This is a genomic window from Chromobacterium piscinae (assembly GCF_021129175.1).
Lineage (GTDB): Bacteria > Pseudomonadota > Gammaproteobacteria > Burkholderiales > Chromobacteriaceae > Chromobacterium > Chromobacterium piscinae.
On sequence record NZ_JAJOHV010000019.1, the window covers coordinates 76262 to 86621 of the forward strand.

Annotated in this window: 12 protein-coding genes; 6 read left to right on the forward strand and 6 right to left on the reverse strand. The window is 64.1% G+C overall.

What is annotated here, in order from left to right; all coding sequences use genetic code 11:
• Nucleotides 1-35 precede the first annotated feature (35 nt).
• The 3 genes from mtgA to LQR33_RS06015 form a co-directional block, all read right to left on the reverse strand.
• Nucleotides 36-722, reverse strand: a complete 687-nt coding sequence (mtgA, locus tag LQR33_RS06005; protein ID WP_231467952.1) for a monofunctional biosynthetic peptidoglycan transglycosylase — start codon at nt 720-722, stop codon at nt 36-38.
• 2 nt (nt 723-724) lie between these two features.
• Nucleotides 725-1546 (reverse strand): shikimate dehydrogenase, encoded by an 822-nt coding sequence (gene aroE, locus LQR33_RS06010; protein WP_021479020.1) that lies wholly within the window; start codon nt 1544-1546, stop codon nt 725-727.
• Between the two features lie 205 nt (nt 1547-1751).
• Nucleotides 1752-2204: a rhodanese-like domain-containing protein gene (locus LQR33_RS06015; RefSeq protein WP_166440120.1), complete on the reverse strand. Its 453-nt coding sequence runs from the start codon at nt 2202-2204 to the stop codon at nt 1752-1754.
• Between the two features lie 271 nt (nt 2205-2475).
• Here LQR33_RS06015 and glnA point away from each other — a divergent pair, with 271 nt between their 5' ends.
• The 5 genes from glnA (at nt 2476) to LQR33_RS06040 (ending at nt 7939) form a co-directional block, all read left to right on the forward strand.
• On the forward strand, nt 2476-3894 hold the full coding sequence (glnA, locus tag LQR33_RS06020; protein ID WP_021479022.1) for a type I glutamate--ammonia ligase: 1419 nt from the start codon (nt 2476-2478) through the stop codon (nt 3892-3894).
• Between the two features lie 120 nt (nt 3895-4014).
• Nucleotides 4015-4482 carry a DUF4124 domain-containing protein gene (locus LQR33_RS06025; protein ID WP_021479023.1) on the forward strand — a complete coding sequence of 156 codons (468 nt, stop codon included), beginning with the start codon at nt 4015-4017 and terminating at the stop codon, nt 4480-4482.
• A gap of 121 nt (nt 4483-4603) precedes the next feature.
• A complete protein-coding gene (gene glnL, locus LQR33_RS06030; RefSeq protein WP_231177198.1) occupies nt 4604-5662 on the forward strand; it encodes a nitrogen regulation protein NR(II) in 1059 nt (352 codons plus the stop codon).
• Between the two features lie 27 nt (nt 5663-5689).
• Nucleotides 5690-7093, forward strand: coding sequence for a nitrogen regulation protein NR(I) (gene ntrC / locus LQR33_RS06035; protein WP_231467955.1), 1404 nt, complete (start codon nt 5690-5692; stop codon nt 7091-7093).
• A gap of 96 nt (nt 7094-7189) precedes the next feature.
• On the forward strand, nt 7190-7939 hold the full coding sequence (locus tag LQR33_RS06040; protein ID WP_231467957.1) for a substrate-binding periplasmic protein: 750 nt from the start codon (nt 7190-7192) through the stop codon (nt 7937-7939).
• A 120-nt stretch (nt 7940-8059) separates the two neighbouring features.
• Here LQR33_RS06040 and LQR33_RS06045 read toward each other — a convergent pair whose 3' ends face one another.
• Nucleotides 8060-8560, reverse strand: a complete 501-nt coding sequence (locus LQR33_RS06045; protein WP_221668165.1) for a VOC family protein — start codon at nt 8558-8560, stop codon at nt 8060-8062.
• A 97-nt stretch (nt 8561-8657) separates the two neighbouring features.
• Between LQR33_RS06045 and LQR33_RS06050 the strand changes: the two genes are divergently transcribed.
• Nucleotides 8658-8879 carry a hypothetical protein gene (locus LQR33_RS06050; protein ID WP_221664647.1) on the forward strand — a complete coding sequence of 74 codons (222 nt, stop codon included), beginning with the start codon at nt 8658-8660 and terminating at the stop codon, nt 8877-8879.
• Between the two features lie 232 nt (nt 8880-9111).
• On the opposite strand, the gene LQR33_RS06055 is transcribed toward LQR33_RS06050, so the two are convergent.
• Both LQR33_RS06055 and LQR33_RS06060 read right to left on the reverse strand, forming a co-directional pair.
• Nucleotides 9112-9804, reverse strand: a complete 693-nt coding sequence (locus LQR33_RS06055) for a transglutaminase-like domain-containing protein (protein WP_166440125.1) — start codon at nt 9802-9804, stop codon at nt 9112-9114.
• Nucleotides 9801-10091, reverse strand: a complete 291-nt coding sequence (locus LQR33_RS06060; RefSeq protein WP_231177202.1) for a hypothetical protein — start codon at nt 10089-10091, stop codon at nt 9801-9803. Before LQR33_RS06060 ends, LQR33_RS06055 begins: the two co-directional genes overlap by 4 nt.
• Nucleotides 10092-10360 lie beyond the last annotated feature (269 nt).

Sequence of the window (10360 nt, forward strand, 5' to 3'; positions counted from 1 at the left end):
CCCCGCGGACAAGGCGGCGGGCCGGAACAGCGGGATCAGGGCAGCTCGACGTAGCCCATCCGGCGCTGGATGATGCGGGTCTTGCGCGCCAAGCCGGGCGCGCCGCGGTGCTCGTCGTAATAGCGCGGATTGGGCACCATCGCGGCCAGCTTGGCGGCCTGGGACGACGACAGGCGCGAGGCGCCGGTGCGGAAGTAGTAGCGCGAGGCGGCCTCGGCGCCGAACACGCCGTTGCCCCACTCGATCACGTTCAGATAGATCTCGTAGATGCGGCGCTTGTCCAGCACCGACTCCAGCATCACCGTGATCAGCGCCTCCTCCAGCTTGCGCCACGGCGTCTTGCCGCTGGACAGGAACAGGTTTTTGGCCAGCTGCTGGCTAATGGTGGAGCCGCCGGCGACGATCTTGCCCTTCTGCAGGTTCTTCTCGAACGCCGCCTCGATGCCGTCCCAGTCGAAGCCTTCATGATCGACGAACTTGGCGTCCTCGGAGGCGATCAGCGCCCGTTTCAGATTGGGCGATATCTTGTCGTACGGCACCCACTTGTGGCGCAGCTCGGCCTCGGGGTCGTCCTGCTGCAGCCTGGCCAGCTGCTCGTTCATGAAGGAACTGGCGCCGGGATTATGGTCGCGCCAGTAGACGATATGGCCTAGCACCCACAGGTTATACAGCAGAAAGGCGGCCACCAGGGCCGCCAGGATCTTCAACAGGATGCGCGTCATGCTCAGGCCAGCACTTCCCTCAGCATATTGGTCACCTTGCGCGTCTCCGGCTGCACGCCGCGCCAGATGGAGAACGACTCGGCCGCCTGCTCCACCAGCATGCCCAGGCCGTCGGCCAGCATGCCGGCGTTTTCGCCTTGGGCGCGCTGCAGGAACGGCGTCAGGCCGGCGCTGTAGACCATGTCGTAGGCCAGCGTGCGCGAGGTGAACACGCCGTGCGGCAGCGGCGGCATCTCGTTGTTCAGGCTGGTGGACGTGGCGTTGATGATGATGTCGAAGCTGCGGCCTTCCAGCGCCGCGTAGCCGACCGCCTCCACCTTGCCGTAGCGGGCGAAGTGATGGGCCAGCGCCTCGGCCTTGATCACGGTGCGGTTGACGATGGTCAGGCTGGCAGGCTTCTGCTCCAGAATCGGCTCCAGCACGCCGCGCACCGCGCCGCCGGCGCCCAGGATCAGCACGCGCCGTCCGGCGATCGGGTAATCCAGGTTTTCCACGATGTCGCGCACCAGGCCGACGCCGTCGGTGTTGTCGCCGTACACCTTGCCGTCGCGGAAGGCCAGCGTATTCACCGCCTCGGCCGCGCGCGCGCGTTCGGTCAGCTCGGACGCGTAGCGGAAGGCGTCGCCCTTGAACGGCAGCGTGATGTTCAGCCCCTTGCCGCCCTTGGCCACGAATTCGCCCACCACCTCGTTGAAGCGGCCGATGTCGGCGAACAGGCGCTCATAGCTGATGTCCTCTCCGGTTGCCCGGGCGAACTCCTCGTGGATGAACGGCGACTGGCTATGGGAGATCGGGTTGCCGATTACGGCGTAACGGTCGGTCATGTCCGGCTTTCCAAAATGCGATATGTTTTGTGCGGCCAAGGAACCGCCGACAAAGCCTCCCGGCGCGCCCTGAAACCGGGGTGCGCCCATCAGGAATACGCCGTACGGCGCGTCGTGGCGTTGTCGACAGATCGAAGCTGCGGGTTCACCCCACACTTTGCCGCTTAACGCCGCAAACTTCAACCGCCTCGGACAAGGACTGCGCTCAGCCCTGCACCCAAGGCAGGCCGCGCCAGCGCCAGCCCCCGACCGAGTTGCGGTGGCCGTCGCCGTCGCGGTCGCCCTCGAAGCCTTCCAGCACGTTGTACACCTCGCTGTAGCCGTTGTCCGCCGCCAGCCGCGCCACCTGGTCGGAACGGGCGCCGGAGCGGCAGATCACCAGCAGCACCGCCTCCGGGTCGACCTGGTGGGTCAACTGGGCCAGAAAATTGGGATTCGGCTCCATGCCGGGATAGCTGCGCCATTCGATGTTCACCGCGCCCGGCACGGTGCCGACGAATTGCCACTCCGCATGGCTGCGCACGTCCAGCAGCACCGCCTTGGGCAGGCCTTGCATCAATTCATAGGCCTCGTCGGGCAGCACGGCTCCACTGTAGGACAGGCCCAACTGTTCGGCGCGCTGGTGCGCGGCCTCCAGAATCAGTTTCATTCTGCTCATCTGTTTTCCTCCTGCAACACTTCGGGCTTATGTTGGCGATTATCGACCCACCCGGCATGGCTGGCAAATTGCACCATATCGGTGCGCCGCCTGGGACGAGGCACCAGATTGGTTCAAGTCTAGTCATTCCAGCCGGCTGGATAAGCCAAAGCGGCTATGACACAATGCAGCAGCAGCGTTTCAGAGGCTGGCACGCTTCCTGCTTACCGGGACGTACCAAAATTTTCACGCACTTGCCCTTGGGTGCCCGTTGCCTTCCAGGAGATAAAACATGGCAGTAGCCGACGTAGTCAAACTGATCCAAGAAAACGACGTCAAATTTGTCGATCTGCGCTTTACCGACACCCGCGGCAAAGAACAGCACGTCTCCATCCCGGCGCATGTGCTGCTGGAAGACGCCGACGAGTGGTTCGAGCGCGGCCACGCCTTCGACGGCTCCTCCATCGCCGGCTGGAAAGGCATCCAGGCTTCCGACATGCTGCTGATGGCCGACCCGGCCACTGCCCGCCTCGACCCGTTCTTCGACGAGCCGACCGTATTCATGCACTGCGACGTGATCGATCCGGCCGACGGCAAGGGCTACGACCGCGACCCGCGCTCCATCGCCAAGCGCGCCGAAGCCTACCTGAAGGCATCCGGCCACGGCGACACCGCCTACTTCGGCCCGGAGCCGGAATTCTTCATCTTCGACAGCATCACCTGGGGCGCCGACATGTCCGGCTGCTTCGTCAAGATCAAGGCCGAAGAAGCGGCCTGGGCCTCTGCCGAGGAATTCGAAGGCGGCAACATGGGCCACCGTCCGGGCATCAAGGGCGGCTACTTCCCGGTGCCGCCGGTGGACTCCTCGCAGGACATCCGCTCCGCGATGGTGCTGCTGCTGGAAGAGCTGGGCGTGCCGGTTGAAGTGCACCACCACGAAGTGGCCACCGCCGGCCAGAACGAGATCGGCACCAAGTTCAGCACGCTGACCCAGCGCGCCGACTGGACCCAGATCCTGAAGTACGTGGTGCACAACGTCGCCCATAGCTACGGCAAAACCGCCACCTTCATGCCCAAGCCCATCGTCGGCGACAACGGCTCCGGCATGCACGTCCACCAGTCCATCTGGAAAGACGGCAAGAATCTGTTCGCGGGCGAAGGCTACGCCGGCCTGTCCGACACCGCGCTGTACTACATCGGCGGCATCATCAAGCACGCCAAGGCGCTGAACGCGATCACCAACCCGGGCACCAACTCCTACAAGCGCCTGGTGCCGCACTACGAAGCGCCGGTGAAGCTGGCTTACTCCGCCAAGAACCGCTCCGCCTCGATCCGCATCCCGCACGTGGCCAGCCCCAAGGGCCGCCGCATCGAAGCGCGCTTCCCGGATCCGCTGGCCAACCCGTACCTGTGCTTCTCCGCGCTGCTGATGGCCGGCCTGGACGGCATCCAGAACAAGATCCACCCGGGCGACGCCGCGGACAAGAACCTGTACGACCTGCCGCCGGAAGAAGACAAGCTGATCCCGACCGTGTGCGCCAGCCTGGACGAAGCGCTGGCCGCGCTGGACAAGGACCGCGAGTTCCTGACCCGCGGCGGCGTGTTCTCCAACGAGTGGATCGACGCCTACATCGAACTGAAGATGCAGGAAGTCAACCTGGCCCGCATGACCACCCACCCGGTGGAATTCGCGATGTACTACTCGCTGTAAGCAGAAAACACGTCAATCGGAACGGCAGCCCAGGCTGCCGTTTTTCTTGCTTTCGCATAAATGACGCGGCGGCCCGATTTGCTTATCATGCAAGGGCGATCCACACCCTGTATCCGGACGATGAAGACATTCGCACTCTGCCTGCTGCTGGCCTGCGGGGCGGCCCAGGCGGCCACCATCTACAAGTACGTCGACCCGCAAGGCAACGTCACCTACACCAATGTGCCGATCCGCGGCGCGCAGCCGATCAAGCTGAATCCGCTGTCTTCCTATCCCAGCCAGCGCGCCAAGAACAACGGCGCCTCCGCCGGCAAGCCGGCCGCGTCCGGCGGCTATCCCAATGTCGACGCCGATACCCAGAAGCAGCGCGACGGCGGCCGCAAGAAGATACTGGAGCAGGAGCTGTCCAACGAAGCCAAGGCGCTGGACGCCGCCAAGAAGGCGCTGGCCGACGGCAAGGCGGTGCGGCTGGGAGACGAGGCCCGCAACTACCAGAAGTATCTGGACCGGGTGCAGAAACTGCAGAACGAAGTCACCGACCGCGAAAAGAACGTCCAGGCGCTGAAGAAGGAACTGGGCCTGCCATAGCCATTCGCACCATTATGGTGCACACTTGCGCCAGGACGCGCGTCCGCGCCCCGCGGCGCGGTCCTACGGGCTGGCGCGCTTATTGCTGCGTTCAGCGCGACACCACCATCCAAGCCATCCCATGACGATACCCAGCTTTGCCGGACTGGAGCTCCTGGACACCCCGGTGCTGATCTGCGACGCGGACGCCGCGCTGCGCTTCGTCAATCCCGCCTGCGAGAACCTGCTGGCGCTGGGCAGCCGGGAACTGCTGCGCCACGCGCTGCCCGACCTGTTCCAGCCCTGCCCGGCGCTGAATCAGGCGCTCGCCACCGCGCTCGCCCAGGGCGCCAGCTACATCGAGCACGATCTGGAGCTGAAGCCGCTGCACAACGACTCGGCGCTGCACGTGATGCTGTCGATCACGCCGATAGACGTCGAAGGCTGCCAGGCACTAATCGAACTCAGGCCGCTGGACCAGCAGCTGAAGATCGCCAACGAAGAGCGCTCGCTGATGCAGCACCAGGCCAATCGCGAGCTGATCCGCAACTTGGCGCACGAAATCAAGAACCCGCTGGGCGGCATCCGCGGCGCGGCGCAGTTGCTGGAGCACGAGCTGGCCGACCGGCCGGAGCTGAAGGAATACACCGAGGTGATCACCGAGGAGGCGCTGCGGCTGCAGACGCTGGTGGACCGGCTGCTGGCGCCGCACCGCAGCCACAACCGCGGACCGATCAACATCCACGAGGTGCTGGAGCGGGTGCGCAGCATCGCGCTGGCCCAGCATCCGCAAGGCCTAGCCGTGGTCCGCGACTACGACACCAGCCTGCCGCTGCTGTCCGCCGACAAGGAACAGCTGATCCAGGTGGTGCTCAACATCGTCAACAACGCGGTGCAAGCGCTGCGCGGCCAGGGACGCATCACGCTGCGCACCCGGGTGGCGCGGCAGATCACGCTGGCGCGCAAACGCCACCAGCTGGCACTGAAATTGCAGATCGTCGACGACGGTCCCGGCATTCCCGACGACATCCGCGACCACATTTTCTACCCTCTGGTCACCGGCCGCGCCGAAGGCACCGGCCTGGGGCTGACACTGGCCCAGGCCTTCGTCCACCAGCACGGCGGCAGCATAGAGTTCGACTCGCGGCCGGGCCAGACCTGCTTCACCGTGCTGCTGCCCTTCGGCGGCGAAGCCGGATAACGACAAAAGAACACGAGGAGAAACGCCATGGCCAAGCCGGTCTGGATCATAGACGACGACAAGGCGATACGCTGGGTGCTGGAGAAGGCGCTGACCCGCGCCGGCATCGCCTTCGACAGCTTCGCCAGCGCCGACGACGCGCTCAACGCGCTGTACGACGACAAGCCGCAGGCCATCATTTCCGATATCCGCATGCCGGGCACGGACGGCCTGAAATTCCTGGCCAAGGTCAAGACCGAGCATCCGCAGTTGCCGGTGATCATCATGACCGCCCACTCCGACCTGGACTCCGCGGTGTCGGCCTTCCAGGGCGGCGCCTTCGAATACCTGCCCAAACCATTCGACATCGACCAGGCGGTGCTGCTGATCGAGCGCGCGCTGGCCGAGAGCGAGGCGCAGGACGCCGGCGCGGATAGTCCGGAAGCGATGCCGGTGCTGCTGGGCCAGGCGCCGGCGATGCAGGACGTGTTCCGCGCCATCGGCCGGCTGGCCCAGTCCAACGTCACCGTGCTGATCACCGGCGAATCCGGCACCGGCAAGGAGCGGGTGGCCGAGGCGCTGCACCGACATTCGGTGCGCGCCGGCAAGCCCTTCATCGCGCTCAACACCGCGGCGATACCGAAGGACCTGCTGGAGTCGGAGCTGTTCGGCCACGAGAAAGGCGCCTTCACCGGCGCGCTGGCCACGCGTCGCGGCCGCTTCGAGGAAGCCGAGGGCGGCACGCTGTTCCTGGATGAGATCGGCGACATGCCGACCGAGCTGCAGACCCGGCTGCTGCGGGTGCTGTCCGACGGCCACTTCTACCGCGTCGGCGGCCACACGCCGATCAAGGCCAATGTGCGGGTGATCGCCGCCACCCACCAGAACCTGGAACAGCGGGTGCGCGACGGCCAGTTCCGCGAAGACCTGTACCACCGCCTCAACGTGATCCGGCTGCGGCTGCCGCCGCTGCGCGAACGGCGCGAGGACATCCCGCTGCTGGCCCGCCACTTCCTGGCCAAGAGCGCCGCGCAGCTGGGCGTGGAGTCCAAGCGCCTGTCCGAGGCGGCGATGGCGCTGATCCAGCGCAGCGCCTTCACCGGCAACGTGCGCGAGCTGGAAAACCTGTGCCAGTGGATTTGCGTGATGGCGCCGGGCCAGGCCGTCGAAGTGGCCGACTTGCCGCCGGAACTGCGCGAGCCGCAAGCCGAGGCCGCCGCATGCCCCGATGGAGACTGGAACCGGATGCTGGAGGAGGAAATCCGCCGCCGGCTGCGCGCCGGAGATGTCGGCATCGTCGACGAGCTGACCCGCCGCTTCGAAACCACCTGCATCCGCGCCAGCCTCGGCCATACCGGCGGCCGCCGGGTGGAAGCCGCCCACCTGTTGGGCTGGGGGCGCAACACGCTGACCCGCAAGATTCAGGAGCTGGGATTGGAGCGCGGCGGCTAGCACAGTCGATTGTTAATCAAATAACGATAAAACAATCGGTTTATTTTCAATTAATTTTGATAAAATAGGCAGACCTATTCCCAGTTCGAATATCCGATGTCCCGTCTGCCCATCGCGCTGGCATGTCTGTGCCCCCTGTCGCTGTCCGCCGCGGAGCCGCTGCGCGTCGGCATCAGCGACGCGCTGACCAGTCCCTATATGATCGAAGACCCGGCGGCCGACAGCCCGCCCCGCGGCCGGGCCATCGACCTAGCGCGGAGCGCGCTGCGCCGCTGCGGGCTGGACGCGCGCTTTCTGCGGCAGCCCGGCAAGCGCCTAGTGCAAAACCTGGGCCTGGATAGGCTGGACGGCGCGCTGCTGCTGTCCTACCAACCTCCGCGCCGCGGCCTGATGGCCTATCCGATGCGCAACGGCCAGGCGGACCCCAGCCGCCGGATGGCCACCTTCGACTATGCCTTCTATATCCGCGACGACAGCGACCTGAGCTGGAACGGCGCCCGGCTGCGCGGACTGGAAGGACCGGTCGGCATCAATCGCGGCTGGTCCATAGAACGGGATCTGCGGGAGCTCGGCCTGCGGGTGGAAAACGGCAACGCCATCGGCGACAACTTCGCCAAGCTGCAAGCAGGCCGCATCCAGGCCTACGCGGTTCATCGGCAAGCCGGCGACCTCTACCTGCGCCATCATCCCGAACTCAAGATCCGCCGGCTGTCGCCGCCCCTGCTCAGCAAAACCTATTACTGGGTGTTCAGCCGCGGCTACGCCCACCGCCACCCGCGGCAAACCGAATGCCTGTGGCGGCAATTGCCGCGGCTGCGCGCGGCCTATCTGCCGGATAACGGCTAAGCGCCGCTGACAAAACCTCGTGGAACATCTGCAGCAAGGCTGCGTCAACTCGGACAGTGCAAGCAGTCAAGCAGTGCGGCAAATCGACGCAACCCAGGATCAAGAGTTTGCTTAGAGGCGCTAAGCGCCGCGGGCCAGCTCGCGCGCCCAGTCCAGCCGGCCGTCGCCGGGCTCGCGGTCGCGCGCGTCCAGTGCCGCCTCCGGCACAAACCAGCACACCTCGAACAACAAGCCGTCCGGGTCATGGCCGTATACGCTCTTATGAACACCGTGGTCTTCTTCCATGCCCAACTTGCCGATCTCGGCCAGATGGTCGCGTATCCGCCTCAGCTCCTGGATGGTGTCCACCTCCCAGGCCAGGTGGTACAGGCCGGCCTTGGGCTGATGGGGAGCCGGCGTCTCGCCGCTGGGGCTGAACGGGCCGGAACGCTGCTGGCCCAGATTGAGCTGAAACAGCGCCAGATCATGGTCGTTGTCCGAATGCGCGGCCTGCGTGAACACCGCGCTGCCGGAGGAGACTCCGCCCTTGGGACGGAAGCCCAGCACATCGCGGTAGAAAGCCGCGCTGTCCGCCACATCGTTGACGTAAAGCACGGCATGATTGAGTCGTTTGATGCCCATCTATCACCTGATTTTAAAATAGCCGCGCCCCGCGCGCGGCTTGCGCGGCGGCGACATGCAACAAGGGTGGGAATATTCGCCAGCCATGCAGAAGTAAATGATGCCGCTGCGCGGCGGATCGCCATACACTGGATTTGTCCAAACCTCGCCGGAGCCAAACATCATGAACACCCGACATGCCGGAGCCGGGTTCTCCCTGGGCACGCTGATCGCAGTAGCCCTGTCGTGGTCTGCCAACCATTCCATTCTGTGGGCGATCATCCACGGCTTTTTGAGTTGGCTATACGTCATCTACTATCTGATGACCCGCGTGCTCTGAACCGGCATCCAAATGGATTTGGCTGACTGCACGCGGCCGCAGATTGCCATGCCTTCAGCATTTCGCCAAGAGCTGCGTTACGACAGCGCCTCCCATACCTCAGCCAGCATGCCTCCATCGCCACCCGGCATGCAATGGCTGCGGCCGTAATGCCGATTGCGGCACCTGCGATAGATGCAGTTGGCGGCGAACAGCGTGGGCCGCACAAAATACTGCCGCCCGGAAAAAACCGCTAAGCCATCGCGGGTCCCAGGCGGCTATTCAGATAGCGCTCGCTGGCGCGGCGCAGCGGCGTCGGCACGCAAGCCAACCACTGGTTGAAATGGATGCCCAGCAGGGTATTGTTGCCTGCCCGGCTGGCTACGGCCTCGGCCAGCGTAGGAAACTGAAGGTTGTCGGGCAGAATATCCCTGGGCTCCGCCTGGGAAAACGCGTCGCCGCGGCCGCTCCAGTCGCAGACCGCGCCCTGCCCCAGGCCTAAGCCGCGCTCCAGCCCTGCCGCGCGCAAACGCGCCCGCTGCTGGCGGAAACCAGAACGGTCGAAAATATAGCTGTCTATATTGAACTTCTGGCCGCCCAGTCTCACTTGGGTAACTGCGTGGAACAAGCTCGGAGGCAGGCAGAACAGCACCGGCGCGGGCACCGCGTGGCGCAGAGTGCGCTTGTCCAAAGAAATAAAGCGCAAGCCAGCCTCGAAACCGGCGCCGCGCAATAACGCGCACAACAGATCGGCCTGAGCATTGCAATGCCCCCGTCTCATCGCCAGCGTCTGTTCAGGCGTCACGCTCTCAAAACCAATAGTGAAACCGAAGCGCACCTGGTCTCGCACATAGTCGTGCAGGGCGACGCAATATTCACGGTCATCGGCAGGCAGAACCTGGCGGCGCACCGCCTCCAGCACCCCGGCTATGGTCTTCTCGCTCATGCCGACGCCCTCCTTCCCATGGCTACGACGCGCCGCTTGAAGCACAGCGCTGAGGCGATCAGCAGCGCTAGTGACAGCAAGGCGGAGAACAGCGGCAGGTTCAAATGGGGCTTCAGTAGAGTCACGCCCCAGTCGCGGCTCATGGCGGGAGCGATGTAACCGATAGCCGCGATATCGAAGCCATCGCACAACATAATCAGAAAACAGGGGATCAAGATGCGCCATTGTCGCGCGGAAAAGCACCGGCGGTTGATTAGATCGCCGATATCCAACTGCATGGACGACATTGATTTCCCTTCCATATAATTTTATTTTATAAAAATATATACATTTCAAATATATGGTGCTCAACAATGGCCGCCGAAGTCAAACAAAATATTCATTTTGACAATGCGTTAATTATTTATTTTCCCATGTCATCAATGCCAATCAAACACTAATCCAAGCAGGGCTTGACCTCCCATGCAGTTCCCGCCATATCGCCTATAGGTAACATTGAAAGCCATATCGAAAACCTGACTTTCCCTGAACCGCCGCACGCCGATTAACAACCCAT

Bases quoted from the DNA above. Each gene is read 5' to 3' on its own strand.
- mtgA (WP_231467952.1), bottom strand. From the start codon at position 722: ATGACGCGCATCCTGTTGAAGATCCTGGCGGCCCTGGTGGCCGCCTTT.
- aroE (WP_021479020.1), bottom strand. From the start codon at position 1,546: ATGACCGACCGTTACGCCGTAATCGGCAACCCGATCTCCCATAGCCAG.
- LQR33_RS06015 (WP_166440120.1), bottom strand. From the start codon at position 2,204: ATGAGCAGAATGAAACTGATTCTGGAGGCCGCGCACCAGCGCGCCGAA.
- glnA (WP_021479022.1), top strand. From the start codon at position 2,476: ATGGCAGTAGCCGACGTAGTCAAACTGATCCAAGAAAACGACGTCAAA.
- LQR33_RS06025 (WP_021479023.1), top strand. From the start codon at position 4,015: ATGAAGACATTCGCACTCTGCCTGCTGCTGGCCTGCGGGGCGGCCCAG.
- glnL (WP_231177198.1), top strand. From the start codon at position 4,604: ATGACGATACCCAGCTTTGCCGGACTGGAGCTCCTGGACACCCCGGTG.
- ntrC (WP_231467955.1), top strand. From the start codon at position 5,690: ATGGCCAAGCCGGTCTGGATCATAGACGACGACAAGGCGATACGCTGG.
- LQR33_RS06040 (WP_231467957.1), top strand. From the start codon at position 7,190: ATGTCCCGTCTGCCCATCGCGCTGGCATGTCTGTGCCCCCTGTCGCTG.
- LQR33_RS06045 (WP_221668165.1), bottom strand. From the start codon at position 8,560: ATGGGCATCAAACGACTCAATCATGCCGTGCTTTACGTCAACGATGTG.
- LQR33_RS06050 (WP_221664647.1), top strand. From the start codon at position 8,658: ATGATGCCGCTGCGCGGCGGATCGCCATACACTGGATTTGTCCAAACC.
- LQR33_RS06055 (WP_166440125.1), bottom strand. From the start codon at position 9,804: ATGAGCGAGAAGACCATAGCCGGGGTGCTGGAGGCGGTGCGCCGCCAG.
- LQR33_RS06060 (WP_231177202.1), bottom strand. From the start codon at position 10,091: ATGTCGTCCATGCAGTTGGATATCGGCGATCTAATCAACCGCCGGTGC.